At 54.1% G+C, this 25,001-nt stretch carries 25 protein-coding genes; 11 read left to right on the top strand and 14 right to left on the bottom strand.

The window, feature by feature from the left end:
- Positions 1–5 precede the first annotated feature (5 nt).
- Genes HWQ14_RS21600 through HWQ14_RS21585 form a run of 4 tightly spaced genes read left to right on the top strand, consistent with a single transcriptional unit; the run spans position 6 to position 4,920 of the window.
- Positions 6–704, top strand: a complete 699-nt coding sequence (locus HWQ14_RS21600; RefSeq protein ID WP_176610954.1) for a fimbrial biogenesis chaperone — start codon at positions 6–8, stop codon at positions 702–704.
- Positions 705–723: 19 nt separating this feature from the next.
- On the top strand, positions 724–3,207 hold the full coding sequence (locus HWQ14_RS21595) for a fimbria/pilus outer membrane usher protein (RefSeq protein WP_274857452.1): 2,484 nt from the start codon (positions 724–726) through the stop codon (positions 3,205–3,207).
- Between the two features lie 25 nt (positions 3,208–3,232).
- On the top strand, positions 3,233–3,769 hold the full coding sequence (locus tag HWQ14_RS21590) for a helix-turn-helix transcriptional regulator (RefSeq protein ID WP_176610952.1): 537 nt from the start codon (positions 3,233–3,235) through the stop codon (positions 3,767–3,769).
- Positions 3,770–3,783: 14 nt separating this feature from the next.
- Positions 3,784–4,920: a fimbrial protein gene (locus tag HWQ14_RS21585; RefSeq protein WP_176610951.1), complete on the top strand. Its 1,137-nt coding sequence runs from the start codon at positions 3,784–3,786 to the stop codon at positions 4,918–4,920.
- Between the two features lie 156 nt (positions 4,921–5,076).
- On the opposite strand, the gene HWQ14_RS21580 is transcribed toward HWQ14_RS21585, so the two are convergent.
- The 6 genes from HWQ14_RS21580 to HWQ14_RS21555 form a co-directional block, all read right to left on the bottom strand.
- A complete protein-coding gene (locus HWQ14_RS21580; protein ID WP_176610950.1) occupies positions 5,077–5,421 on the bottom strand; it encodes a hypothetical protein in 345 nt (114 codons plus the stop codon).
- Between the two features lie 329 nt (positions 5,422–5,750).
- Positions 5,751–6,116, bottom strand: a complete 366-nt coding sequence (locus HWQ14_RS21575) for a hypothetical protein (RefSeq protein WP_176610949.1) — start codon at positions 6,114–6,116, stop codon at positions 5,751–5,753.
- Between the two features lie 430 nt (positions 6,117–6,546).
- A complete protein-coding gene (locus HWQ14_RS21570; RefSeq protein ID WP_148419331.1) occupies positions 6,547–6,879 on the bottom strand; it encodes an SMR family transporter in 333 nt (110 codons plus the stop codon).
- Positions 6,880–7,064: 185 nt separating this feature from the next.
- On the bottom strand, positions 7,065–7,487 hold the full coding sequence (locus tag HWQ14_RS21565) for a DUF2000 domain-containing protein (RefSeq protein WP_176610948.1): 423 nt from the start codon (positions 7,485–7,487) through the stop codon (positions 7,065–7,067).
- A gap of 20 nt (positions 7,488–7,507) precedes the next feature.
- Positions 7,508–8,812, bottom strand: coding sequence for a branched-chain amino acid transport system II carrier protein (brnQ, locus tag HWQ14_RS21560; protein WP_176610947.1), 1,305 nt, complete (start codon positions 8,810–8,812; stop codon positions 7,508–7,510).
- A gap of 94 nt (positions 8,813–8,906) precedes the next feature.
- The gene (locus HWQ14_RS21555; RefSeq protein ID WP_148419325.1) at positions 8,907–9,098 is read right to left on the bottom strand and encodes a hypothetical protein; all 192 of its coding nucleotides are present in this window, start codon (positions 9,096–9,098) and stop codon (positions 8,907–8,909) included.
- A 323-nt stretch (positions 9,099–9,421) separates the two neighbouring features.
- On the opposite strand from HWQ14_RS21555, the gene HWQ14_RS21550 reads away from it, so the two are divergent.
- Entirely contained in the window at positions 9,422–9,874 is a 453-nt protein-coding gene (locus tag HWQ14_RS21550; RefSeq protein WP_176610946.1) for an SgcJ/EcaC family oxidoreductase, read from the top strand.
- Positions 9,875–9,913: 39 nt separating this feature from the next.
- Here the strand turns inward: HWQ14_RS21550 and betA are convergent, their stop codons facing one another.
- The 3 genes from betA to betI are packed head-to-tail and all read right to left on the bottom strand — an operon-like array spanning position 9,914 to position 13,665.
- Positions 9,914–11,578: a choline dehydrogenase gene (betA, locus tag HWQ14_RS21545; RefSeq protein WP_176610945.1), complete on the bottom strand. Its 1,665-nt coding sequence runs from the start codon at positions 11,576–11,578 to the stop codon at positions 9,914–9,916.
- 13 nt (positions 11,579–11,591) lie between these two features.
- Positions 11,592–13,064, bottom strand: coding sequence for a betaine-aldehyde dehydrogenase (betB, locus tag HWQ14_RS21540; RefSeq protein WP_176610944.1), 1,473 nt, complete (start codon positions 13,062–13,064; stop codon positions 11,592–11,594).
- A gap of 13 nt (positions 13,065–13,077) precedes the next feature.
- On the bottom strand, positions 13,078–13,665 hold the full coding sequence (gene betI, locus HWQ14_RS21535) for a transcriptional regulator BetI (RefSeq protein WP_023334836.1): 588 nt from the start codon (positions 13,663–13,665) through the stop codon (positions 13,078–13,080).
- 128 nt (positions 13,666–13,793) lie between these two features.
- Between betI and betT the strand changes: the two genes are divergently transcribed.
- Both betT and HWQ14_RS21525 read left to right on the top strand, forming a co-directional pair.
- Positions 13,794–15,827, top strand: a complete 2,034-nt coding sequence (gene betT, locus HWQ14_RS21530) for a choline BCCT transporter BetT (protein ID WP_176610943.1) — start codon at positions 13,794–13,796, stop codon at positions 15,825–15,827.
- Between the two features lie 357 nt (positions 15,828–16,184).
- Complete coding sequence (locus HWQ14_RS21525; RefSeq protein ID WP_176610942.1) at positions 16,185–16,634, top strand: SymE family type I addiction module toxin; 450 nt, start codon at positions 16,185–16,187, stop codon at positions 16,632–16,634.
- An 87-nt stretch (positions 16,635–16,721) separates the two neighbouring features.
- On the opposite strand, the gene HWQ14_RS21520 is transcribed toward HWQ14_RS21525, so the two are convergent.
- From HWQ14_RS21520 to HWQ14_RS21515, 3 genes are read right to left on the bottom strand one after another with little or no spacing between them, the layout of a single operon-like run.
- On the bottom strand, positions 16,722–17,222 hold the full coding sequence (locus HWQ14_RS21520) for an Hcp family type VI secretion system effector (RefSeq protein ID WP_176610941.1): 501 nt from the start codon (positions 17,220–17,222) through the stop codon (positions 16,722–16,724).
- Positions 17,222–17,578: a putative T6SS immunity periplasmic lipoprotein gene (locus HWQ14_RS23470; RefSeq protein WP_330690388.1), complete on the bottom strand. Its 357-nt coding sequence runs from the start codon at positions 17,576–17,578 to the stop codon at positions 17,222–17,224. Before HWQ14_RS23470 ends, HWQ14_RS21520 begins: the two co-directional genes overlap by 1 nt.
- Positions 17,575–18,135 (bottom strand): type IV secretion protein Rhs, encoded by a 561-nt coding sequence (locus HWQ14_RS21515; RefSeq protein ID WP_176610940.1) that lies wholly within the window; start codon positions 18,133–18,135, stop codon positions 17,575–17,577. Before HWQ14_RS21515 ends, HWQ14_RS23470 begins: the two co-directional genes overlap by 4 nt.
- A 212-nt stretch (positions 18,136–18,347) precedes the next feature.
- Here HWQ14_RS21515 and HWQ14_RS21510 point away from each other — a divergent pair, with 212 nt between their 5' ends.
- From HWQ14_RS21510 to HWQ14_RS21495, 4 genes are read left to right on the top strand one after another with little or no spacing between them, the layout of a single operon-like run.
- On the top strand, positions 18,348–19,259 hold the full coding sequence (locus tag HWQ14_RS21510) for a metal ABC transporter substrate-binding protein (RefSeq protein WP_176610939.1): 912 nt from the start codon (positions 18,348–18,350) through the stop codon (positions 19,257–19,259).
- A 2-nt stretch (positions 19,260–19,261) separates the two neighbouring features.
- Positions 19,262–20,068 carry a manganese/iron ABC transporter ATP-binding protein gene (locus HWQ14_RS21505; protein ID WP_176610938.1) on the top strand — a complete coding sequence of 269 codons (807 nt, stop codon included), beginning with the start codon at positions 19,262–19,264 and terminating at the stop codon, positions 20,066–20,068.
- Positions 20,065–20,922 (top strand): iron/manganese ABC transporter permease subunit SitC, encoded by an 858-nt coding sequence (gene sitC, locus HWQ14_RS21500; RefSeq protein WP_176610937.1) that lies wholly within the window; start codon positions 20,065–20,067, stop codon positions 20,920–20,922. Before HWQ14_RS21505 ends, sitC begins: the two co-directional genes overlap by 4 nt.
- Positions 20,919–21,758: a metal ABC transporter permease gene (locus tag HWQ14_RS21495; RefSeq protein WP_176610936.1), complete on the top strand. Its 840-nt coding sequence runs from the start codon at positions 20,919–20,921 to the stop codon at positions 21,756–21,758. The genes sitC and HWQ14_RS21495 overlap by 4 nt, the downstream gene beginning before the upstream one ends.
- Here HWQ14_RS21495 and entD read toward each other — a convergent pair.
- Both entD and HWQ14_RS21485 read right to left on the bottom strand, forming a co-directional pair.
- The gene (gene entD / locus HWQ14_RS21490; RefSeq protein WP_176610935.1) at positions 21,694–22,383 is read right to left on the bottom strand and encodes an enterobactin synthase subunit EntD; all 690 of its coding nucleotides are present in this window, start codon (positions 22,381–22,383) and stop codon (positions 21,694–21,696) included. The two genes, HWQ14_RS21495 and entD, sit on opposite strands and share 65 nt — an antisense overlap.
- Before the next feature lie 275 nt (positions 22,384–22,658).
- Positions 22,659–24,899 carry a TonB-dependent siderophore receptor gene (locus HWQ14_RS21485; RefSeq protein ID WP_176610934.1) on the bottom strand — a complete coding sequence of 747 codons (2,241 nt, stop codon included), beginning with the start codon at positions 24,897–24,899 and terminating at the stop codon, positions 22,659–22,661.
- Positions 24,900–25,001: the final 102 nt, after the last annotated feature.

Raw genomic sequence — 25,001 nt, 5'->3', positions numbered from 1 at the left:
AAGGTATGAAATTTAAATTACTCGGTACGTTTATTTTACTGTGGTTTTTTAGCTATATTGCAGCGGCAGCGGTCTCGCTTTCCGGAACGCGCGTTATCTATCCGCAGGGCAAAAAAGAGATAGCGCTGGAAGTTAAAAATCATGGTGCGCAGCCGGTGCTGACGCAAAACTGGATCGATGACGGCGATATTCATTCATCGCCCGATATACTCAATATACCTTTTATTATAACGCCGCCTATAGCCAGAATTAATTCGCAACAGGGGCAATCATTACGCATCTCTGCTCTGGAGAATACGCTACCTCAGGATCGGGAATCGGTTTTCTGGATAAACGTTCTGGAAATCCCGGCGGTTAATAAAGCGGCAGTAAATAAACTGCAAATGGCATTCCGGACACGCATTAAATTGTTTTATCGCCCTGAAGGGCTTGTCGGAAAACCCGAGGCCGCAGCTCAGCAGCTTAGCTGGCGAAAAATATCCTCCACTCAGCTGGAGGCAAAAAATAACACCCCATGGAACGTTTCCCTGGCAGGCGTGGCCTCCGGCAGGTGGAAGGCTACCGGAGATGTAGTGCCCGCCTGGGGCAAAAAAATCTTCACCATAAAAAGCGGACAGCTTCTCTCCAGTAGCGGGGACGTCAGCTGGACCTACATCAATGATTATGGCGCTGAACGTTCCGCAAGCGGCTTCCTGAAAAATTAATTCACAGGATTCGGATGTTATGAAGAGGAGATTATCGGTATGGCCTGCGCTTTCAACCGTGGCTTACGGGGTTATTTCTGCTCTGTTTTTCTCTTCCGGAGCTCAGGCTGATGATGACATACAGTTTGACAGTAATTTTTTGCGCATCGCACATCCGGAAAACGTCGATCTGTCGGCCTATATGAACAACGGCCTGCCGGCTGGCCGGTACCGGGCTGATATTTATCTGAACGATAAGCTCATCATGATCGATGACATTCGTATTAGCGGAAAAGGCGCCGCCTCTCAGCGTATTCTTTTGTCGCCCGCTACCGTGGCAGGGTTGCAGTTAAAAGAAAGCAAACTGTGTGCAAATAGCTCAGGGCAATGGTGCGATTTGCATGCGGTTATGCCTGAAAGTCATCTGGAATTTAACGGCGGCAGACAGCGGCTTGATATCAGTATTCCTCAGGCCATGCTGAGCCATGCCGCGCGCGACGCCGTAAACCCGGCACTCTGGGATGCCGGGATCCCCGCGCTGTTACTGGGCTATAACGTGAATGGCTACCGCAGTGAAAATAGCAGTGGAGAATATAACAACCTGTATGCGGCGCTGAATGGCGGGCTGAATATCGGATCCTGGTATTTTCGCCATAACGGGACGTTAAGCTGGCAGCAGCAAAATGGCATGCAGCAGAAAAAATATATGGTGCTCAACAGCTACGTTCAGCATCCGCTGGCGGGTATTGAGGGGAACCTGACGTTAGGTGAATCGAACACCTCCGGGCAGCTATTTGATTCTGTGGCGTTCACGGGGGCTTCGGTAGCGAGCGATGACAGGATGCTGCCCGCCTCCCGGCGGGGCTACGCGCCGGAAATCCGCGGCGTGGCGCAAACCAGTGCGAAGGTAATGGTTCATCAGAACGGAAAACTGATTTATGAAGCGTCAGTCTCGCCCGGAGCATTTGTTATCAACGATCTGTATCCGAGCGGATATGGCGGCGATCTGAACGTCACGGTACGTGAGGCGGATGGCTCGCTACATTTTTTTGACGTCCCCTATGCATCGGTTGCACAGCTTCTGCGCCCGGGAACCAACCGTTACAGCGCGACGGCGGGCAGGCTGAGGGGGGACTATCTTCGCGAACGACCGGCATTTGGTGAAGTGACGTATCAGCGGGGGCTGACAAACAGCCTTACCGGCTCGGGAGGGATCCAGGCTACCGCGTTTTATAAGGCCATGCAGGCAGGTCTTGCCGTGGGGACGCCTGTCGGGGCGATGTCAATCGACACCACCTGGTCACAAACCCGGTTAAGCGATAAGACGCTGCGGGGTGAAAGTATCAGGGTGAGCTACAGCAAATTTATACCGGCAAGCAGAACGCAGCTCTCACTGGCTACCTGGCGATACTCGACGGGAAATTATCTTTCGCTGACCGACGCCTCACTCCTGCGTCAGCGGCATCCGGGGGAGACGGCAAGCTGGCGGACAGGTAAAACACGCAACAGGGTGACGCTAACCCTCAACCAGGGGCTCCCCGATAACTGGGGGCAGCTGTATGTGACCGGTATTCTACAGGATTACTGGGGACGAAAAGGCCACGACCAGCAGTATCAGGCTGGCTATTCCCTGGCAACAGGCAAAATGAACTGGAGCCTTGGCGTTAACCGTAGCCGCACGGCGGGAGGCGTGTTTCAAAACACCTGGACGCTGAGCTTCAACATGCCGCTGGGAGGAACTTCCGCGCCGCTGCTTACCGGACAGATTTCACGAGACGGCCAGGGACATTTCAGCGAGCAGATTGCGCTTTCCGGCAGCGCAGGTGAGCGACAGCAGTTTAGCTGGAATGCCGGGGCATCACATCAGCATCAGGCAGGGGATTCGGGACAAATTGGTGGAGCCTGGACCGGGCCGGTTTCCACGCTTACGGCAAACTATGCCCAGGGCAACGCGTGGAAAAGCGGCTCGGTTGGGATGAGCGGTACCACGGTGGCGCATTCTGGCGGAATCACTTTCTCTCCATGGACAGGCAATACCTTCGCGCTGGTTGAGGCGAAGGGGGCGGAAGGCGCTGATATACCGGGCTATGCCGGTACGCGCGTTAACGGTTCGGGTTATGCGCTGGTGCCAAACCTGATGCCCTATCAGAAAAACAGCGTGTCGATAGATACCGCCTCGGTAGAGGATGACCTGGATCTCGACAGCACCAGCCAACAGGTGATCCCGTACGCGGGAGCCGTGGTGAAGGTCAAATATCGCGCCGCTGAGGGCGTGCCGGTGCTGGTGACGGTACGCCGGAACAACGGTGAAGGTGTGCCTTTTTCTGCCCGTGCCATCAATGCCAGTAATCAGACTGTGGGATACGTCGGGCAGGGGAGCCGCCTGTATGCCCGCCTTACGCAGCAAAGTGGCGTGCTGGAGCTTCGCTGGGCGGACAGCGCAGCGTCCCGCTGCAAAATGAATTATTCACTCCCGTCCACGGCGGGAAAAAAATTGCTGACCTTCGACGCAATCTGTAATTAAACGACGCAATAACGTCAGGAAGATAATGAAAGTTTTAGTCTGTGTATTTACCGATAATGAATTTTTCTTTTCAGCAATGGTGGAGATAATCGCCTCGCATCCCTTTTTAACAGAGAAATATATGCTGTGCAAAATCCGTTCCGATGAGATAGTTAAATGGATGCATACGGCTGATGAGCAAAATATGATTATGGCCGGGCCGGATATGGAGTCGTTGGTCAGGATTTTTTGCCTTGAAAAAAGGTGGGATTATTTAACGACCAGGTTAAATGCCAGTGAGATGCAAGATTTTCTGGTCCTGGGGATAAATCGGCATTATGAAAGAAAGACCAATCTTGTTCAAACCAGGAAAAGTATGAAGCTTTCAAAACAGGAGCTGAACGTGCTGTCGTGGTTTTTGCTTGGTTTAACTCCTTATAATATGTCAAGATATTATGGTTTGTCAGTGAAAACAATCAGCACCTATAAAAGACGCCTGATGGATAAGCTTAATATAAAGTCGGATGCTGAACTTTTTAAAGTGGGTTCGACCTATAAAATGTATCGAAAAACATTTGGCTAATATAAGGGCGAGGGATGAAGACATTTGGTTGGATTAGAATGACTGTTTTTTTGTGTCTGGTGACTATTTCAAAAACAGTCCTGGCGGTAACGTGTACGCTCGACAGCGCTTCTGTATTTAAAACAGCCAGTAGCGTGACGATGCCGCTTAATTTATCAACCATTTCGGTGAGCAATGATATACCTGACGGGACCATCATTTATCAACAGAAATATTTGCCAAGCTATGCAAGTGCTACGGTGAATTGTGATAATAATGCTACCTGGTTATATGTTATGTCTTTGCTAAACGTTCCGATGCCACTCTCTTCCTGGACCGGTAGCATTATTTCCCCTGAAGACTGGAGAGGGCCAGATTCCTGGGACGGGCATATATACGAAACAGGCGTAGCTGGTATTGGCGTGACAATAACAATGATGAGTTCTCGTATACCCGCTCCGGGCATTGTTGGTACCAACTGTGCTGCAAGTAATAAAAGTTGTACTGACCCCGGTGAATATGCCCGAGCATATATAGCACTGGTAAAAACGGGTCCGATTAGTGCAGGGGTTATCAACGCCGGTAACCTGCCTACGTTTACGGCAGCGCTGGGAAGACAAGAAAGCAATATTCTGCTCTATACCCTGAATTTTTCGGGGGCGATTAACGTAACCCTGCCAACCTGCACGACCCCTGATTTCAGCGTTTCATTAGGGCAATGGTCCACAAAGCGCTTTAATGTCAAAGGGAGTTCCTCGCCATGGATTGCGGCAAACATTACGTTGACTAACTGTGGAGTATTTAGTGGGAGTAATTTAAGTAGTTATTGGTCAGATGATAATAGTTCGGATTCCTCTACCATGCAGTGGAATACATGGGCAGTTTCATTGTCTCCCGTCAGTTCAGTGCTGGACTCAGCCAACGGCATTATGTCTGTTGATACCAGCGATCCCACTGCCGCCACGGGGATCGGCATTCAACTCAGTTCCGGTGATACAACATCGGCTGATTCACACGTTATTGATTTCAGCAGCAGTTTATCCGGAACTTTCACCGCTGATGGTGCCAGCAGTGTAACTATCCCTCTCTCGGCAAGGTATATTCAGACGGAAGATCGTGTGACGGCGGGCAAGGCGAACGGGAAATTAGTCTATACGGTAACTTATTTTTAAAACATTAGAATTAAATCAATTGGCATAATATGAATGCATTAGTCATAAACTGTTGTTTCACAATTCTGTGATTTTTAACGCTACAATACTTGTTCGCCCCTCAATCGCTACGCCTGTTGACGTAGCTGGGGGCGATTCAGCGCCTCAGAAAGAGCACTATTCAACTCTTTTATAACGATCGCCGTTATAGATTAGGCGATCGTCAAAGATGATGAAGTTATCGCCGTTGTAAGCTGACAAAAAATGTTCTTTGTTTGCCATGGCTTTTATTTTCTTCGTATTGTAATGAATTCCCGTTTCTTTATCCCATATCAGGTCAGTTATTTTCACTGCAAAGAGATGATTGTCTCCAGACTTATCCTCAGATATGGTTATTTTGGCGGGAGTTTTTGAATTTGAATCCTCAATCCAGTTGCCAATAAAGGCTTTTCCCTCTTCAGATTTACAGCCCGCTAATGAAGCGATAATAACTAACGCAACAGCGCATGATGCCAGACGCATTTCAGTTGCCTCTTTATCTATTTTAAAGTGATTTTTTGTATGACGAATTCTAAAATCAATTAATAAAGAGGGCAATGTGTGACGTGTTTTCCCGGATTATTGTATTTTGCAGGAGGTGGTTGGATGAAAATAAGGGGTTGATTTGTTCGGGTGGTGTTAAATGCTGAGTTTTTATATCTAAGTAGTGAGTTTAGTGGTAGAGAGTTACGTTAGTCGGAGAGAAAAGACTGAGTTTTTTTGTCTGAATATCAACGAATCTAAGCTTTTTATTCTGGTAATAGATTAACGTCTGAAAGCCTCTTAAGAAAGAGGCTCAGGTAATGCTGCTCTCAGCGATTTTGTACGTTCAGACGTGTTTTGCCGTGAGGGCAGGACTTGAAAATGCATCGGGTCGTCGACGAACAATATGGATTTTCAGGTTCTCTGTCACCAGGACAGCTGGACATATTGTGCATTACCCGCCAGAGGGTCGGACTATATTTATCAATCTGGATAATGTTCACCGAGCGCAATTGCCCGGAAACGACAAAACCGTTGTTACTAACCTTAATTTTATCACCCGGTTTGATAAGATAGTCGCCCTTATACCAGAGCAGGTATTTATGATTATGTTGTGTGACTATTTTAGTGAAAAACGTTCCAGTAATAGGGCTGACAATAGTGCCTAATGAAATCCATAATTTAGTTGTTTCCACTCATTTACCTTTTTAACAAATAATATACTCTAAATGCAGTTTAGCTACCTCCGTAAAGAGTACATAATAGTTATTGCCTATCCATCAGATTAACATTGACAAGCACCTAATTAATCAGCTGTCAAATATGAAGGCAATAATTTACATTAATCGAACATTGCATTGAATTTGAATAAAATTAGATATTTGAACATTTTGTAGAAAAAGAGCTGTTCATACAGTGTATATCAGTACGGTTAATGCTCTTCCCACAAGGACAAGACTTCCTCAACGTTTCTTACCCCATCACGAAAAAAATTAACATGACGCTTTTCGATATAAAGAATTTCAAGCGTTAGCAGGAGAACAAGAAACACAGCGAAACAGATTAAAAGATTTTTGATCATAAATTGTACCGGTGACTTGAAATCTGAAGCGATAGAGCAACTCTTCAGTGTCCTGCCGTTTTCGAAAAAAGATTTATCACCACCACGCCGGCAATAATAAGAGCCATTCCTGCCACGGCAGCTATATCCAGCTTTTGGCCATATATAATCCATCCCGCAAGGCTAATCAGCACGATTCCGGCTCCTGACCATATCGCATAGATAATTCCCGTGGGTATTGTTCTCATCGGTATGGTTAACGACCAGAAGGCCGCAATATAGAAAATCACGGTTATAAGGGAAGGCCATAAACGAGTAAAACTGTCGGATAATTTTAATGCAGTTGTCGCAATAACTTCACATGCTATTGATAATAAAAGAAAAACGTAGCTATTCATTCATCTGCCTGCTTCGTATTACTTCGGTTTACCCAATCGTGTAAGAAAATTCTATCAACATTAAGTTGTAATTTAAACTCAATGTTTAATTTTGTGTGAGCCAGCGCACCCTGTCAGGTGCGCAAAATGCCGATTCATTGCGTGGCGGTGGGGGGGAGGGAAGAAAATATGATGCGGAAAAGTTATCAGGCCTGCCGAAACACGGAGAATTTTTTTGTGACGGGCGCAATTGTTTCTGCATCCCCATAAAGCGCAATGGCCACAAACTCCAGCTCTTCCAGGGAGGCGGCTTTGGTTGCCTGGATCTGGGCTTCAGAGGACTTACCCAGCATCGTGGTGGTAAAGAAGTTAAGCATTATCCCCGTTTCCTGACACTTCAGCGCCGCTGTCTTAAGCTGATTGCTGTTTTTTGCCTGTAGGATGACAACCGGATAATGGCTAAGGTAAGCATTCAGATGACTTTCATCGTTTGGGTAATCATGAAAGAGCACGTCATCCGCCTTTCGCATGATCCCGGCGGCCAGATGGGCGGTGGCATTCAGAAGCAGTGCCGGATCCTGCGTGCGGTTAACAATGATATAGAGTTTTTTTTGATTATCTTCAAACATCTCGATTCCTCAATGTCCTGTTAACAGGCTTGTTGTTTATACCGTATATGGTCAATAACGAACGTTAACGAAAGTGTGCCTGCGGCAGGCAGCAGCCAGGCTAGCCCCTGACCGTGAAGCGGCATCCTGCTGCTCAGCGCGTTCAGCCACAATGGTCCCCCCACGGCGTTAAGCGCGTCTGCCAGACCAAAAAGAAAGGTGACAAATGCCGCAGGCACAATCACCAGCGTCGCAGAGCGGAATGATGACCGTAAGAAAAAGGTCAGAATAAGCACGATAAATACCGGATAAATCGCCGTCAAAATCGGTACAGATAAGGCGATTAGCTGAGTCAGCCCGATATTGGATATCAGCATGGAGGCGATGGAAAAAAACCAGATACAGGTTCGATAGCTGAAGCGGGTGCGATCGCTGAACCAGGCTCCACAGGCAGACGTCAGCCCGATAGCCGTGACCAGGCAGGCAAGGGTCATCAGCACGCCCAGAAACAGATCTCCGGCAGGTCCATAGCTGTAATGCACATAGGCGCTGAGCACCTGGGCTCCATTTGTTGCGCCTTCAGTCAGCCCGCTGCTGCTCAGCCCAAGGCGGAACAAGCCTGCATAGACCACCACCAGCCCCACGCCTGCAATCAGCCCGGAATACAAGGCGTATCGGGTGATAAGGCCGGGAGAGGTCACGCCTCTGGACTGGATGGCTCTGACAATTACCAAACCAAAGACCAAAGCTGCCAGCGTATCCATCGTCAGATAGCCATTGGTGATCCCCTGAGAAAAGGGCGAAGTAGCGTATAGCCCCTGTGGCGGCATCGGAACGCCTGCCGGGACGAGTATGGCCGTGAACGTCAGTACCAGCAGGGCGATGATTTTCAGGGGGGATAAAAACTTCCCTACGGTATCGAGAAGGCGTCCTGGATAAAGCGATACCAGAATCACCAGGCTGAAGAAGAGAACGCTCCACAGGGCCAACCCGCTTTTACTCAAATGATAATGCTGCAATGCCAGTTCGTATGAAACGGTGGCGGTACGTGGAATAGCGAAGATCGGCCCGATACAGAGATAACAGGTAACGGTCAGTGCCAGACTGCAGAGGCGCCCCGTTGGGCTGGTGATGGCCGAAAGCGATCCGCCTGCTTTCGCCATGGCAATCGCGGTAAGAACCGGCAATCCGACACCCGTAATCAAAAATCCCGTTGCGGCATACCAGATTGAGGTTCCCGCCTGTAAGCCGATTAAGGGGGGGAAAATGATGTTACCCGCCCCGACAAACAGCGCGAAGTTAAGAAAACCCAGGATAAAAATGTCCCTGACGCGAAAAGTTGTCATGCGGTTGTCTTCATTCTCATTACAGGACGAGCCACGTACGGGAGTCATTCATTATAAAACACCGCCTGAAACCGTACGTGCCTGCCGGGGGGGATTAATGGCGTCCGTGATGGCCATGATGGCCATGAAAATCATGCCAGCCGTGCGCGCGGGAGGATTCATGGTGCCAGGGATGATGATCCGAACGATGGTGCTCGGTTGAGTGATGTTCCCCGATTACGCAGCCGCTGAGTAGCAGGCTCAGGATAATAAGGGAGACGTTCAGACATAACTTACTGTTCAGCATAATGCGATCCTCTCAATAGCGCCTGGCGAGTAGGAGGCAATGATATTACTTAAACAAAAAGTTGTATTTTCAACATTTGTTGTTTGTTGAAATTAACGGTAACAAAATAATTCAGCCTGTAAGCGCTCATGAATATTACATTACAATTTAACTTCATGTTTTTAATATATTTTTATTGTGGCGGGTTAACGCGGCAGTAGAAATATCCGCCATTTATCGGCATTTTGTAAAAATCGTAATAATAAGTAATGGGGATTGTCACGCAGCGGGATAATCGGGATAGTGCGCTTCACAGGAACAAAACCACATAAGGAAAATGGTTTATGAAAAAGTTAGTCTCTCTTACTGTACTTCTCGGCCTTGCCTCGTCTTCTGCTGTTGCCGCGACCGCGCCCGACTGCGTAAAGGCTGATAATCAGCAAATTGAAGCGCTCTTTGATAAATGGAATGCCTCGCTTCAGACGGGAGATGCCCATAAGGTTGCGGAGAATTACCTGAGCGATGCGGTTCTGCTGCCGACAATTTCGAATCAGGTCCGGCTGACCGACCAGGAGCGCGTGGATTACTTCCAGGATTTTCTGAAGAAGAAGCCGTTCGGCAAAATAGATACCCGCACAATTCGTCTGGGCTGCAATAAAGCCATTGATACGGGTACGTATACCTTTACCTTCGCCGATAAATCGTCCGTGACGGCACGCTATACCTTCACCTATGCGTGGGACGGAAAAGCGTGGAAAATTTCCTCTCACCACTCCTCCGCAATGCCGGAAGGGTGATCGCCTTTCCCTCTCCCCACCGGGGAGAGGGATAATGCCTTAGCGGCGAACCGGCGCGCCGTTCGCCACATAATACGCCGCCGTACTCTTCGCCAGCGGCTCGCGCCCGCGGATCGCGTCGGCAATCTTCTCACCAATCATGATGGTAGTGGCGTTCAGGTTGCCGGTAATAATCTGCGGCATAATCGACGCATCCACCACGCGTAATCCCTCCAGCCCGTGAACGCGGCCTTCGCCGTCGACCACCGCCATCTCGTCGTAACCCATCCTGCAGGTGCCGCACGGGTGGAAAGCGGTTTCGGCGTGATTACGCACAAACTCGTCCAGCTGTTCATCCGTCTGGCAGTCGATGCCCGGGCTGATTTCGCGACCGCGGTACTTGTCCAGCGCGGGCTGGTGCATGATTTCGCGGGTGATGCGGATCGCGTCGCGGAACTCCTGCCAGTCCTGCTCGTGGGACATATAGTTGAACAGGATTGCCGGATGCTGGTGCGGATCGCGCGACGTGATGCGCACGTGCCCGCGGCTCGGCGAGCGCATGGAGCCGACGTGGCACTGGAAGCCGTGCTCCTTCACCGCGTTTGAGCCGTTGTAGTTAATCGCCACCGGCAGGAAGTGGTACTGAATGTTCGGCCACTCGAACTCCTCGCGGCTGCGGATAAACCCGCCCGCCTCGAAGTGGTTGCTCGCACCCACCCCGGTGCCGCCAAACAGCCACTCCGCGCCAATCTTCGGCTGGTTCCACCACTGCAGGGCAGGGTAGAGGGAGACCGGCTCTTTACATTCATACTGAAGGTACATCTCCAGGTGATCCTGCAGGTTTTCGCCCACGCCGGGTAAATCATGCACCAGCGGGATATCAAACTGCTTAAGCAGTTCGGCGTTGCCCACGCCGGAACGCTGGAGGATCTGCGGAGAGGCAATGGCGCCGGCGCACAGCAGCACCTCTTTTTTCGCCGTCGCGTTGGACGGGATGGTGCTTTCGCCCTCCAGCCACTCGACGCCCACCGCGCGCTTGCCGTCAAAAAGAATGCGATCGGTCATGGCGTGGGTGCGGATGGTCAGGTTCGGGCGCGGTTTCGCCTGGTCCAGATAGCCGCGCGCGGTGCTGGCGCGTCGGCCCTGCGGCGTGACCGTGCGGTCCATCGGGCCGAAGCCTTCCTGCTGGTAGCCGTTCAGATCGTCGGTGCGCGGATAACCCGCCTGCACGCCCGCTTCCACCATCGCTTCGAACAGCGGGTTTACGCCCGGTTTAGAGGTAGTGACGCTCACCGGACCGTCGCCGCCGTGGTAGTCGTTCGGGCCCACGTCGCGCGTCTCTGCCTTGCGGTAGTAGGGCAGGCAGTTGAGGTAGCTCCAGTGCTCCAGGCCCGGCTCTTTAGCCCAGCTGTCCAGATCCATCGCGTTGCCGCGCACGTAGCACATGCCGTTGATCAGCGAGGAGCCGCCCAGCCCTTTTCCGCGTCCGCACTCCATGCGGCGGTTGTTCATATGCGGCTCAGGCTGGGTTTCATAGGCCCAGTTGTAGCGCTTGCCCTGAAGCGGGAACGCCAGCGCGGCGGGCATCTGGGTGCGGAAGTCAAAGCGGTAATCCGGCCCGCCTGCCTCCAGCAGCAGCACGGTGGTGTTCGGATCTTCGGTCAGTCGTGTTGCCAGTACGTTGCCGGCGGAGCCGGCCCCGATAATGATGTAGTCAAATTGCAAATAAACCTCCCGGTTAAAATATGGACTGGAATTTACCCATCTCAACCTGGATGGACTTCACCTGGGTGTAGCTCTGAAGCGTCATGACGCCGTTCTCGCGACCAATGCCGGAGTGCTTGTAGCCGCCGACCGGCATCTCTGCGGCGGATTCGCCCCAGGTGTTGATCCAGCAGATGCCCGCTTCGAGCTGATGAATGGCGCCGTGCGCGCGGTTCAGATCGGCAGTGACGATGCCCGCCGCCAGGCCGTAGTCGGTGTCGTTGGCGCGGCGAATGGCTTCTTCATCGGACGCGTAGGTGAGGATGGACATCACCGGGCCGAAGATCTCTTCGCGCACGATGGTCATCTCGTCGGTGCAGTCGGTGAACACGGTCGGGGCGACCCACGCGCCGTTGTCAAAGCCGTCGCCCTTCAGCACGTCGCCGCCGCACAGCACGCGCGCGCCTTCCTCTTTGCCTTTGGCGATGTAGCGCATCACGCTGTCGCGGTGCGGGAAGCTCACCATCGGGCCAAAGTTGGTGTTTTCATCGAACAGATCGCCCGCGCGGATGCGGCCCACGCGCTCAGCGATTTTCTGCTCAAACGCGGCCTTATATTTCTCGGGCACGAACACGCGGGTGCCGTTGGTGCACACCTGGCCGGAGCTGAAGAAATTGGCCATCATGGCGATGTCCGCCGCGAGATCCAGATCCGCGTCGTCAAACACAATCAGCGGGGATTTGCCGCCGAGCTCCATCGTTACCTCTTTCAGGGACGAGGCCGCCGAGTTCGCCATCACCTTCTTGCCGCTGGCAACGCCGCCGGTGAAGGAAACTTTGGCAATCCCCGGATGTTCGGTCAGGAACTGGCCGGTTTCCGCGCCCACGCCCGGCAGGACGTTAAACACGCCGTCCGGCAGGCCCGCTTCGGTGTAGATCTCGGCAAGCTTAAGCGCGGTGAGCGGGGTGACCTCGCTCGGCTTGAAGATCATGGCGTTGCCCGCCGCCAGCGCCGGCGCGGATTTCCACAGTGCGATCTGGATCGGGTAGTTCCACGCGCCGATGCCCGCCACCACGCCCAGCGGCTCGCGGCGGGTGTACACGAACGAGGTGTCGCGCAGCGGGATCTGGCTGCCTTCCAGCGCCGGGATCAGCCCTGCGTAGTACTCGAGCACGTCCGCGCCGGTGACGATATCAACGGTTGAGGTTTCCGAATACGCTTTACCGGTGTCGAGGGTTTCAAGCTTTGCCAGCTCGTCGTTGCGCTCGCGCAGGATATCGACGGCGCGACGCAGGATGCGAGAGCGCTCCATGGCGGTCATCGCCGCCCAGATCTTCTGCCCGCGCGTCGCGCTTTCCACGGCGCGGTCGACGTCCTCTCGCCCGGCGGCCTGCACGCTCGCCAGGACTTCACCGTTAGCCGGGTTGATGGTCTCGAAGGTGCGACCGCTGGTGGCGGATACATAACCACCATTTATATAAAGCTGCTGTTCTGCCATTCGGGACATAATTTCTCCTCGGTTATTCGGTCGGTAAATGCTGGCTGATAAAGTGGCTGGTGAGCGATTGAGCCAGAGTTTTGTCCAGCGGTTTGCCGCTTAACGCCGCGCGCAGCCATAGCCCGTCGATGAGGGCGGCCAGCCCGTAGCCCGCCTCCTCAGCCTGTTCACGCGGCAGCTCCCGGCGGAATTCGTACACCAGATTTGAGAGCAGCCGGCGGCTGCTGACCTGCTGCAGGCGGTAGAGCATCGGCTGATGCATGCTGCTCGCCCAGAAGGCCAGCCAGGCCTTCATCGCCGCGCCGCTCACCTGGGTTTCATCAAAATTGCCGCCAACAATCGCCTGTAATCGCTGCTCTGCGCTGCCGTTGGGCAGGGCGCGTAAGCGGCTTAAAACCGCATCGCGCAGCTGGCCGGTGATGTCGCGCATGGTCGCTTCCAGCAGGCCGTTTTTATCTTTGAAGTAGTGACTGATGATCCCCGTGGAAACGCCCGCCCGACGGGCGATCTGCGCGATGGTTGCGTCATGCATTCCCACTTCATTAATTGCTTCCAGCGTGGCGTCGATTAGCTGCCTGCGCCGGATCGGCTGCATCCCCACTTTGGGCATTTTTGCCACTCCATTCATCAGCGTTGGTAATACATTAAAGCGGTTTTTGATTGGACGTTCAATATAAAATGTGTCTTAATTGTTGCGATTTTGAATTTTAATAGTTACAAAAACAGTGGGGATACTGGATGACAGACCTTTCACAAGACAGAGAAAAAGACAAAATCAATCCGGTTGTTTTTTACACTTCCGCCGGGCTGATTTTGTTGTTTTCCCTGACGACGATCTTCTTTAGCGATTTTTCTGCCGAGTGGATTGGCCGCACCCTGAACTGGGTGTCGAAGACCTTCGGCTGGTACTACCTTCTGGCGGCGACGCTCTATATTGTCTTCGTGGTCTGCATAGCCTGCTCGCGCTTCGGCTCGGTGAAGCTCGGGCCAGAGCAGTCCAAGCCCGAGTTCAGCCTGCTGAGCTGGGCGGCGATGCTGTTTGCCGCCGGTATCGGCATCGACCTGATGTTCTTCTCCGTGGCCGAACCGGTCACGCAGTATATGCAGCCGCCGGAAGGGGCAGGGCAGACGATGGAGGCCGCGCGCCAGGCGATGGTCTGGACGCTGTTCCACTACGGCCTGACCGGCTGGTCGATGTACGCCCTGATGGGGATGGCGCTCGGATACTTTAGCTATCGTTATAATTTACCCCTCACCATCCGCTCCGCGCTCTATCCGATTTTCGGTAAAAAGATTAATGGCCCGATTGGACACAGCGTTGATATTGCGGCGGTGATCGGTACCATCTTCGGTATCGCCACCACGCTTGGCATTGGCGTGGTGCAGCTCAACTACGGGCTGAGCGTGCTGTTTGATATCCCGGATTCGATGGCGGCCAAAGCGGCGCTGATTGCGCTCTCCGTCATTATCGCCACCATTTCAGTGACGTCGGGCGTGGATAAAGGCATTCGCGTGCTCTCCGAGCTGAACGTGGCGCTGGCGCTTGGTCTGATCCTGTTTGTGCTGTTTATGGGGGACACCTCGTTCCTGCTCAATGCCTTAGTGCTGAACGTGGGCGACTACGTGAACCGCTTTATGGGCATGACGCTGAACAGCTTCGCCTTTGACCGCCCGGTGGAGTGGATGAACAACTGGACGCTGTTCTTCTGGGCGTGGTGGGTGGCTTGGTCGCCGTTCGTTGGCCTGTTCCTGGCGCGTATTTCGCGCGGGCGCACCATTCGCCAGTTCGTGATGGGTACGCTGATCATTCCGTTCACCTTTACCCTGCTGTGGCTGTCCATTTTCGGCAACAGCGCGCTGCACGAGATTATTCACGGTAACGCGACCTTTGCTCAGGAAGCGATGGCGCACCCGGAGCGCGGTTTCTACAGCCTGCTGGCGCAGTATCCGGCGTTTACCTTTAGCGCCTCCGTGGCGACCATTACCGGGCTGCTGTTCTACGTCACCTCGGCGGATTCCGGCGCACTGGTGCTGGGCAACTTCACCTCGAAGCTGAAGGACATCAACAGCGACGCCCCGAACTGGCTGCGCATCTTCTGGTCCGTCGCCATCGGCCTGCTGACGCTCGGCATGCTGATGACCAACGGGATCTCGGCGCTGCAGAACACCACGGTGATCATGGGGCTGCCGTTCAGCTTCGTCATCTTCTTCGTGATGGCCGGGCTGTATAAATCGCTCAAGGTGGAAGATTACCGCCGCGAAAGCGCCAGCCGCGACACCGCGCCGCGTCCGATGGGCGCCCAGGACCGTCTGAGCTGGAAGAAACGCCTGTCGCGCCTGATGAATTATCCCGGCACGCGCTATACCAGCCAGATGATGGAGACGGTCTGCTTCCCGGCGATGGAGGAAGTAGCTCAGGAGCTGCGCCTGCGCGGTGCCTACGTCGAGCTAAAAAACCTGCCGCCGGAAGAGGGCGAGACCCTTGGGCACCTGGATCTGCTGGTGCACATGGGCGACGAGCAGAACTTTGTCTATCAGATCTGGCCGCAGCAGTACTCCGTGCCCGGGTTTACCTACCGTGCGCGCAGCGGCAAATCGACCTACTACCGGCTGGAGACCTTCCTGCTGGAAGGCAGCCAGGGGAATGATTTGATGGACTACAGCAAGGAGCAGGTGATTACGGACATTCTGGACCAGTATGAACGACACCTGAACTTTATCCATCTGCACCGGGAAGCGCCGGGGAATAGCGTGATGTTCCCGGATGTGTAAGCGAATCGCATTCTAAATTGATGCCGGGTGGCGGCTTCGCCTTACCCGGCCTACCGCGAGCCAATCTCGTAGGCCGGATAAGCGAAGCGCCATCAGGCGTTAAATGTGCAATCGATCTAAAGGCAATATTACATTTCTTAAGATTTACCTTTCTATTTTTCGTTACTTCCTCGAGCCGCCTCGCATTTCCCTCATATTCCACCCCTGTGCATTTATCCATAGCAGTATAATAGCCGCAGTTAACCAGGCACTAAGAACAGGTATGAATATGTAAAAAGGCAACAAAAAGGAATCGCGGTACAAAGGTGTGCGACCACCTTCATACCGCTAACCACAAACAACTAAACGGAGTTGATTATGGCTGCGAAGAATTCTATGCCAGAGCGGGCTATTGCCCAAACAGAAAATGCAGATTTAGAGATTCAGCAAGAAAATCGCGAGAAGCTACGCAAAAAACGCATCCGGGCGTTGCATGACGAGCCGGTTCACTCTGCGTATCTTCATGAAAGAGGAGAGGCGGGTGCCGCCTGTGTGGAACTTTATACTCGAATGGAGCGCAACTATCTGCCGTTAACCGGCACGTGGTTAACCCGCGCAGGGTTTAAAGCAGGAATAGCCGTGAAGATCCGCGTGATGCCGGATTGTATTGTGATTACGCCGCAAAATTCCCGTGAGCTGTGGGGCTGTCTGGAAGGCGTCAGTGCAACTTATACCAACAAACTGAAGATGATGAAGTGGCTGGAGACGTTTCCGGGAGCGTTAATTGATACGGGGGATTTGCCCGTGAACGAAAGTGGAAAAGGGTAGCGCTTAAGATTAACCAGGCGATCCAGGGAATGCCAGGATCGCCGTTTCTGAACGGCAGCATGCATTGATCTTTATGAGCCAGATAAATTATGCGTTACTCTTCTCTTTCTGAGCTGGATTCATCCATGAATCGGCATAAAGAATATTGCCTTTCACATAATTCCACTGAATGCCCCGGAATCGAAGCCCCACAACTTCATGCATATTCGGTGCTGAGCTGCCCGGGTAATAAACATGCGTGAAATCCAGAGATGAGATCACCACGCTATCAAGCGTAATGGTGTAGATCTCTCTTTCTGCTCCCGCTTCAACAATTTCATAATATTTGATGATGGCTTTTTGCAGCCGTCTGCCCTCGCAGGCGGCCACGGCAAGATAAGGGCTCACTTTATCTAATTGCTTATGCACGATAACCGGACTATGCTGCCGTGTTCCGGTCATATTCCCGGTATGGCTGTCCACTGCCTGCTTAATGCCATAACTGCTGTTCATGATTTCAATAGCACCTTCCCGGCCTGGCATTATACAGTCGCCCTGAACCTGCATTCCGTTCTCATCGAAGAGAAATAAGTAAGCGGGTAATGACATTATAATTCTCCTAAGTTGATTTGTTTTCCGTTATTATCGACATCAAATTGGTGTACATATTTTTTATTGTTTAATCCGTAATGAATAACGTAAGTACGTCCATTTTCCCATTTTATATTTAAACATGTGTCCGGGTAGGATATATTTAAATTTTTATATTCCGACCCTGTTATGATAGTAATTTTATGATCTTTGCTTGAATAAATAGTGTAAAAGTTCAGGACATCATTTTTATCGGTGCTAAAACATAAGTGGTTGCCATTAATAAACGTAAATCTGTTTTTGGGAGCGCGATTACCTCCTGGACATCCAGTTATTAAAATGCAGAGGATAAAGATGATAAATGTGTGTTTCATCCTGGAAATCCCTTTAAGACTTTTTTGTATTTCTGCAGAAGGAAATACAAGCTTTCCCTAAGCTTTAAGTCTCTGTATTGTAATAATTCTTCATTCCTCTCCAAACCAAAGTATTTCAATAGCCAGTAATCACTTACAATAGATGCCTGTTGTTCTAATCCATAATGCTGTAAATCTGATTTATCTAAACTATACGTATAGTCAGCAATGCCCGAGAATAAGCCTCTTGTTCTAACAAACATTCCTTTTTGAGTTTGCCAGACATGCATCATCTCATGCATGAATCGATGTTTTTTAACAATGTCATCTTCTAGCGAAAAATCCGGCGAATACGTTTCCTCTCTGTACCACATCTCCCCATCGGGACTCATCGCCACATCAACGGGTTGCAAATTAAAAGGAAGATAGCTTTCCCTGTGCACCCAAACCAGATGATAGCGAATGCTGTAACCGTAAAGCGTCTTCGCCAGGGCGATTTCACCAATTGTGAGCTGTCGGATCCCGCCCGGATTAATCGGGGTTCCTGAAGTGGGGTGAATTCTTTCATTAACCGGCATGCTAATTCCATGCTTTTAGTATGGGTATTAGCCGTAAATAATACTCCTGACCGTGAGAGAAAAAAGAAAGCACATTTCCTAAAAATTTCACCTGACAGTCCAGGTTGACACAACTTTAATGATAACCATTTTCATTTAAATATAGCCTGTGCTATATCTTATAGCACGGGCTAATTTTGCTTTGAATTTAACCATATCAGGAGACTTCTGCGATGCACCCACGGCAAGGATTGAAGCGTCTGTTACTCGGCGCGCTGCTCATGACGGCGACCACCACCGGCGCGCTGGCGGCCGAAAAGTTCCGTGTTATCACCACCTTTACCGTCATCGCGGATATGGCGAAAAACGTGGCGGGTGACGCCGCGGAAGTGACCTCTATCACCAAACCGGGCGCGGAAATTCACGAGTATCAGCCCACGCCGGGCGATATCAAACGCGCGCAGAAGGCGCAGCTGATCCTGGCGAACGGCATGAACCTGGAGCTGTGGTTCCAGCGTTTTTATCAGCACCTGAACGGCGTGCCGGAGGTGATTGTCACCAAGGGCATTACGCCGATGGGCATCAGCGAAGGGCCCTATAACGGCAAGCCCAACCCGCACGCGTGGATGTCTCCCGACAACGCGCTGATTTACGTCGATAACATCCGCGACGCGCTGGTGAAGTACGATCCGGCGAATGCGCAGACCTATCAGCGCAACGCTGAAGCCTACAAGCAGAAGATCGTCGCTACCCTTGAGCCGCTGCGCAAGCAGGTGGCCGAGATCCCGGAAGACAAGCGCTGGATGGTGACCAGCGAAGGCGCGTTTTCCTATCTGGCGCGGGATCTGGGCCTGAAGGAGCTTTACCTGTGGCCGATCAACGCCGATCGGCAGGGCACACCACAGCAGGTGCGCAAGGTTATCGATCTGGTGAAAAAACATCGCATCCCGGCGGTGTTCAGCGAAAGCACGGTATCGGATAAGCCCGCGCGTCAGGTGGCCCGTGAAACCGATACCCACTACGGCGGCGTGCTGTACGTCGACTCCCTGAGCGCGGAAAACGGCCCGGTGCCGACCTATATCGACCTGCTGAACGTCACCACCCGCACGCTGGTGCAGGGCATCCGTGACGGCATGAAGGAGTAACCATGCGCAAGGGGATTGTCGTCACGGACGTGACCGTGACCTACCGCAACGGGCACACGGCGCTGCGCGACGCGTCGTTCAGCGTGCCGGGCGGATCGATTGCCGCCCTGGTGGGGGTGAACGGCTCCGGCAAGTCCACGCTGTTTAAGGCGGTGATGGGCTTCGTGCGGGCGGCGAGCGGCTCCATCACCATTGAGGGGCTGCCGCCTCACCGGGCGCTGCGCCAGAACCTGGTCGCCTACGTCCCGCAGTCGGAAGAGGTTGACTGGTCGTTTCCGGTGCTGGTCGAAGACGTGGTGATGATGGGCCGCTACGGGCATATGGGGTTTCTGCGTCGGCCAAAGGAAAACGATCGGCGGATCGTGACCGAGGCGCTGAAGCGCGTGGATATGCTTGAGCTGCGCCATCGGCAGATTGGCGAACTGTCCGGCGGGCAGAAGAAGCGCGTGTTTCTGGCTCGCGCTATTGCTCAGGAGGGGGAGGTGATCCTGCTCGACGAGCCGTTTACCGGCGTGGACGTCAAAACCGAAGCCAGAATCATCAGCCTGCTGCGCGAGCTGCGCGACGAGGGCAAAACCATGCTGGTGTCGACCCATAACCTGGGCTCGGTCACGGCGTTTTGCGATTACACGGTGATGGTAAAAGGCACCGTGCTGGCGAGCGGCCCGACGGAAACCACCTTCACCGCCGGGAATCTTGAGCGCGCCTTTAGCGGCGTGCTGCGCCACGTGGTGCTCAGCGGCTCAGAAGACCGCATTATTACCGACGACGAGCGGCCCTTTATTACCCACCGGCAGGAGGCAAAATGAACGCGCTTCTTGAACCCTTCGACTATGAGTACATGCTCAACGCGATGTGGGTGTCGGCGATGGTGGGCGGGCTGTGCGCGTTTCTCTCCTGCTATCTGATGCTTAAGGGCTGGTCGCTGATTGGCGATGCGCTCTCGCACTCCATCGTGCCGGGCGTGGCGGGCGCCTACATGCTCGGGCTGCCGTTCTCGCTGGGGGCGTTCTTGTCCGGCGGGCTGGCGGCGGGCAGCATGCTATTTCTGAACCAGCGCAGCCGCCTGAAAGAAGACGCCATCATCGGGCTGATCTTCTCCTCGTTTTTCGGGCTGGGGCTGTTTATGGTCTCGCTCAACCCGACCTCGGTAAATATTCAGACTATCGTCCTCGGCAATATCCTCGCTATCGCCCCGGAAGATATCGTTCAGCTGGCGATCATCGGCGCGGCGTCGACGATTATCCTGCTGTTCAAATGGAAAGATCTGATGGTGACCTTTTTTGATGAGAACCACGCCCGCGCCATCGGCCTGCGCCCGGCGCGCCTGAAGATCCTGTTCTTTACCCTGCTGGCGGTCTCCACCGTAGCGGCGCTGCAAACCGTCGGGGCATTTCTGGTGATCTGTCTGGTGGTCACGCCCGGCGCGACCGCGTGGCTGCTCACCGACCGCTTCCCGCGCCTGCTGATAATTGCCGTTGCCATTGGCAGCCTCACCAGCTTCCTCGGCGCGTGGGCCAGCTATTACCTGGACGGCGCGACCGGCGGCATTATCGTGGTCGCCCAGACGCTGCTGTTCCTGCTGGCGTTCGTCTTTGCGCCGAAGCACGGGCTGCTCGCCAGCCGCCGTCGGGCGCGTCACGTCCAGGAGGCGCAACTATGATGGCGCTGCTTCTCGAACCCTTCCAGTTTGCGTTCATGAACAACGCGCTGCTGATATCGCTGCTGGTGGCCGTGCCCTGCGCGCTGCTGTCGGTTTTCCTGGTGCTGAAAGGCTGGGCGCTGATGGGTGACGCCATGAGCCACGCGGTATTCCCCGGCGTGGTGCTGGCATGGATGATGGGCCTGCCGCTGGCGCTGGGGGCGTTTGTGGCCGGCCTGTTCTGCGCGGTCGCCACCGGATACCTGAAGGATAACAGCCGCATCAAGCAGGATACGGTGATGGGGATTGTCTTTTCCGGCATGTTTGGCGCCGGGCTGATCCTCTATATCGCCGTCAAACCCGAGGTGCATCTCGACCACATTCTGTTTGGCGATATGCTGGGCATAAACGGGATGGACATTCTGCAAAGCAGCCTCGTCGCGGGGCTGATTGCGCTGGTGATTGGCCTGAAGTGGCGCGACTTCCTGCTGTTCTGCTTTGACGCTCAGCAGGCGCAGGCAAGCGGGCTGCGCGCCCGCTGGCTGCACTACGGCTTACTGTGCATGGTCTCGCTGACCATCGTGGCGACGCTGAAAGCGGTGGGGATTATTCTGTCGATTTCGCTGCTGATTGCGCCCGGTGCGGTTGCGGTGCTGATCGCCCGGCGCTTTCACGCGGCGCTGCTGGTGGCGGTTGCCGTTTCAGCCCTCGTGTCGGTAAGCGGGGTGTATGCGTCGTACTATCTCGACAGCGCGCCCGCGCCGACCATTGTGGTGCTGTTCGCGGTCGTGTTTATCGTGACCTTTGTGGTGACCAGCCTGAAGGCTCGTCGGCAGGAGCGCGCGACAGCAGGGTGATCGCCTGTTCGCCGTGCTGTTGCCAGTGGAGGGTGAAGGCGGCACCTTCGTTAAAGCCCGCCAGCTGACGGGTCAACGCCAGCGTAAGCGTCTTATCGCCGAGCATGGTGACGCGGGCGCTGTCAAAACCCAGACAGGCCTGCACCCGGGGAAAGAGGGCCTTGAACAGGCTCTCTTTGGCGCTGAACGCCAGCGTCAGGGCGAGGGCAAACGGGTATCCCGAACGGGCCAGCACGATTTCTTCCTGCGCATCAATGATGCCGTCTTTTATCTCTCTGGCCTCGTTGTCGGGGAGGATCGTTTCACAATCGATGCCGATAAGGGCCGGGTGTAGCGCGACGACGGCCATGGCCCGCGTGCCGCTGTGGGTGATGCTGCCTGAAATCCCCTGCGGCCAGAGCGGTTCGCCGCTGGGGCCGATGCCGGGGATGGGGTGGCCCGGTAAGGCGTGCGCGGCGGCAATACGGCCCGCCAGGTGCTCGGCCTTGCGTTTGCGTCCGGCATCAGCGAGCCGCGCGTGATGCGGAAGCCAGAGGAGATCGGCGTCGGTGAAGGTGGTGGGGTCGAAGGTGACGTGGTGGAGGGTGAGGCTGGCGAGCGCGAAGGTGCGGTGGGTGGTGTGCATGAGATTTCCTCTGTCAACGAATAGTGCGGTCTGGTGCCCTCACCCCGGCCCTCTCCCACAGGGAGAGGGAGCAAACATTAAAAACGGCAACGAGGTTGCCGTTTTGCTTTTACCTCGACCTCACCCCGGCCCTCTCCCACGGGGAGAGGGAGCAAACATTAAATACGGCAAAGGGGTTGCCGTTTTGCTTTTACCTCGACCTCACCCCGGCCCTCTCCCACAGGGAGAGGGAGCAAACATTAAAAACGGCAACGTGGTTGCCGTTTTGCTTTTACCTAGAATCGGGTATTTACGCTCATATACCACGTGCGGCCTGGCTCATTATATGTATAAGCCCCCGCGCCGTACATATAGGCACCCGTCGCGGTATTCCCGGTGGTCTGGGCATTCCCCGCGCGCCACTGGCGCTTATCAAAGACGTTATCCACGCCGCCGGTCAGGCTGACGTTTTTGGTCACGTCCCAGGTCGCGCTCAGGCCAACGATGCTGTACGGGCTGACTTCATCTTTCTCAGACCCGGTCACCGGCTGACCTTTGTAGTTGTACTTCTTCGGCTGCTGCTTGCCGTACCAGGTGAAGGTCGACTGCAATGACACATCCTGATGCACCTGCCAGCTCAGGGTCGAGTTCAGCGTGTACTCCGGGATGATCGACAGACGGTCGCCGGTCTCCTTGTTCTTGCTTTGCAGCATGTAGGTGATGTTGTTGGTCCAGCTGATGGTGTCGCTGACCGGCACGTTCAGGGAACCTTCCAGACCTTCCACCACCGCCTTCGGCACGTTTTCCCACTGGTAGATGTCGGTAGTGACTTTGCTGGTGGACGTCTGGCCAATCGGCGCATAGCCCGCTTCGATCTTGTCGCGGTAGTCGTTGCGGAACCAGGTCACGCCCGCCAGCCAGCCGTCGCGTTTCCACTCCAGGCCAATCTCTTTGTTGATGCTGGTTTCCGCTTTCAGATCGTCGTTACCCATCATGTAGCAGCCCACGCCGTCGGAGCTTGCGTAGCAGCCCTGGCCCTTGCTGTATAACAGGTAGTTCGGGTTGGTCTGATACAGGCTCGGTGCCTTATAGGCGCGCGCGATGCCCATCTTCAGCGTGAAGTCATCCCCCAGGCCCTGCGACAGGTTCAGCGACGGGCTCCAGTTGTTACCCACGATGGTGTGATGGTCGAAGCGCAGGGCAGGGGTCAGCATGGTGCTGTCGGTCAGCTCCATGTTGTTTTCAGCGAACAGGGAGAAAATCTCCGCTGACGTGTACGGGCTACGGTCGTCGCTCATGCCCGGAACGGTGCCGCCCTGCTGGGTTTGCGTGAAGGAGGTGGAGTCCTTCATGCGCTGCTGGTTCCACTCGGTGCCCAGCGTCAGGTTCTGGTTAACGATGAAATCAATCGGCAGGTTGATTTCGCTGTGCAGCATCACGTCGGAGAGATCGGTGTCGGTGAAGTTATTGCTGTTGAACAGACCTTCAGTACCGCCCGCCAGCCCTTCGCCCAGACGGGAGTTGCGGGTGTGTTCGTACTGCGCCCAGTTGCTGGTGGTAATGCCGTTATCCCAGCCGCCGTTCCAGGTGACGGCAAAGTTCTGGCGATAGATACGGTTAGTCTCTTTGCCGTAGTTTTTCTTCACCAGCGCGTTGTCGTTGTTGGTGTTCTGCGTGTCGCCCGCATACAGGTTGTTCTGGCGGCTGTAGCCCGCCTCAAACTCCAGGGACTGCATTGGCGCGAAGTCCCAGCGCACCACGCCGTTGATGTCTTTGTTCTCTACGCCCTCACGGCCTGCGGGCAGGGTGTTGGCGTAAGCGCCGGTACGGTCAGACTGGTGACCCTGGTTGATGTCCCAGGCGTCGGCCTGGGTTTTGTCCAGGTTACCGAACATGCGGAAGCTGAAGTCGCCGCCCAGCGGGCCGCTCAGGCTGAAGTTGGTGCGTTTGGTGGAACCTTCGTCTTTGTGTTCCGGCGCGTTCAGGTAGGTGTTCCAGGAGCCGTGCCACTGGTCGTCGAACTTTTTGGTGATGATGTTCACCACGCCACCTGCCGCGCCGTTACCGTAGCGGGCGGCGGCCGGACCGCGAATGACCTCAATACGCTCGATCATCTCTGGCGGCACCCAGCCGGTGTCGCCGCGGGTATCACGCTCGCCGCGCCAGCCCAGACGGATGGAGTTACGGCTGGTTACCGGCTTGCCGTCGATCAGGATCAGGGTGTTTTCCGGCCCCATGCCGCGAATATCAATCTGACGGTTGTTACCGCGCTGGCCACTGGTGGAGTTCCCGGTCAGGTTAACGCCCGGCATGGTGCGGATGATTTCCGCCACGTCGCGCGCGGGCGGGTTTTTGCGGATCTCGTCGGCGGTAATGGTGGAAACCCCCGGCGCCTGCAAATTCTGCTCGGCGGCGGTGATTACCATGGTGTCTTCGTGCTGCGCGGAGGCGGTGCTGTCGTCTGCCATGGCGGGCAGCGCGACGCCGTAAATCCCTAAATTGACCAGCAAGGCCAGAGAGTGAATCTTCTTATTCATTAGATGTCCCGCTTTTATGGTTGCTTTTGAGCGCGCTTCCCACAGCGCGGGCACTACGCTATTGCAAATGCAAATAGTTATCAATAATATTATCAATAAAAT

Source organism: Enterobacter cloacae, from assembly GCF_013375935.1.
Taxonomy (GTDB): domain Bacteria; phylum Pseudomonadota; class Gammaproteobacteria; order Enterobacterales; family Enterobacteriaceae; genus Enterobacter; species Enterobacter pasteurii.
The sequence above is the reverse complement of the archived record's forward strand: the minus strand, read 5'-3'. Positions and strand labels throughout refer to the sequence as shown.

Coding starts and splice junctions, on each gene's coding strand:
- betI (WP_023334836.1), bottom strand. CDS start 13,665: ATGCCCAAAGTGGGGATGCAGCCGATCCGGCGCAGGCAGCTAATCGAC.
- HWQ14_RS21580 (WP_176610950.1), bottom strand. CDS start 5,421: ATGCGTCTGGCATCATGCGCTGTTGCGTTAGTTATTATCGCTTCATTA.
- HWQ14_RS21550 (WP_176610946.1), top strand. CDS start 9,422: ATGAAAAAGTTAGTCTCTCTTACTGTACTTCTCGGCCTTGCCTCGTCT.
- sitC (WP_176610937.1), top strand. CDS start 20,065: ATGAACGCGCTTCTTGAACCCTTCGACTATGAGTACATGCTCAACGCG.
- HWQ14_RS23470 (WP_330690388.1), bottom strand. CDS start 17,578: ATGAAACACACATTTATCATCTTTATCCTCTGCATTTTAATAACTGGA.
- HWQ14_RS21565 (WP_176610948.1), bottom strand. CDS start 7,487: ATGTTTGAAGATAATCAAAAAAAACTCTATATCATTGTTAACCGCACG.
- HWQ14_RS21570 (WP_148419331.1), bottom strand. CDS start 6,879: ATGAATAGCTACGTTTTTCTTTTATTATCAATAGCATGTGAAGTTATT.
- HWQ14_RS21495 (WP_176610936.1), top strand. CDS start 20,919: ATGATGGCGCTGCTTCTCGAACCCTTCCAGTTTGCGTTCATGAACAAC.
- brnQ (WP_176610947.1), bottom strand. CDS start 8,812: ATGACAACTTTTCGCGTCAGGGACATTTTTATCCTGGGTTTTCTTAAC.
- HWQ14_RS21525 (WP_176610942.1), top strand. CDS start 16,185: ATGGCTGCGAAGAATTCTATGCCAGAGCGGGCTATTGCCCAAACAGAA.
- HWQ14_RS21485 (WP_176610934.1), bottom strand. CDS start 24,899: ATGAATAAGAAGATTCACTCTCTGGCCTTGCTGGTCAATTTAGGGATT.
- HWQ14_RS21555 (WP_148419325.1), bottom strand. CDS start 9,098: ATGCTGAACAGTAAGTTATGTCTGAACGTCTCCCTTATTATCCTGAGC.
- HWQ14_RS21510 (WP_176610939.1), top strand. CDS start 18,348: ATGCACCCACGGCAAGGATTGAAGCGTCTGTTACTCGGCGCGCTGCTC.
- entD (WP_176610935.1), bottom strand. CDS start 22,383: ATGCACACCACCCACCGCACCTTCGCGCTCGCCAGCCTCACCCTCCAC.
- HWQ14_RS21505 (WP_176610938.1), top strand. CDS start 19,262: ATGCGCAAGGGGATTGTCGTCACGGACGTGACCGTGACCTACCGCAAC.
- betB (WP_176610944.1), bottom strand. CDS start 13,064: ATGTCCCGAATGGCAGAACAGCAGCTTTATATAAATGGTGGTTATGTA.
- HWQ14_RS21600 (WP_176610954.1), top strand. CDS start 6: ATGAAATTTAAATTACTCGGTACGTTTATTTTACTGTGGTTTTTTAGC.
- betT (WP_176610943.1), top strand. CDS start 13,794: ATGACAGACCTTTCACAAGACAGAGAAAAAGACAAAATCAATCCGGTT.
- HWQ14_RS21585 (WP_176610951.1), top strand. CDS start 3,784: ATGAAGACATTTGGTTGGATTAGAATGACTGTTTTTTTGTGTCTGGTG.
- HWQ14_RS21515 (WP_176610940.1), bottom strand. CDS start 18,135: ATGCCGGTTAATGAAAGAATTCACCCCACTTCAGGAACCCCGATTAAT.
- HWQ14_RS21595 (WP_274857452.1), top strand. CDS start 724: ATGAAGAGGAGATTATCGGTATGGCCTGCGCTTTCAACCGTGGCTTAC.
- HWQ14_RS21520 (WP_176610941.1), bottom strand. CDS start 17,222: ATGTCATTACCCGCTTACTTATTTCTCTTCGATGAGAACGGAATGCAG.
- HWQ14_RS21590 (WP_176610952.1), top strand. CDS start 3,233: ATGAAAGTTTTAGTCTGTGTATTTACCGATAATGAATTTTTCTTTTCA.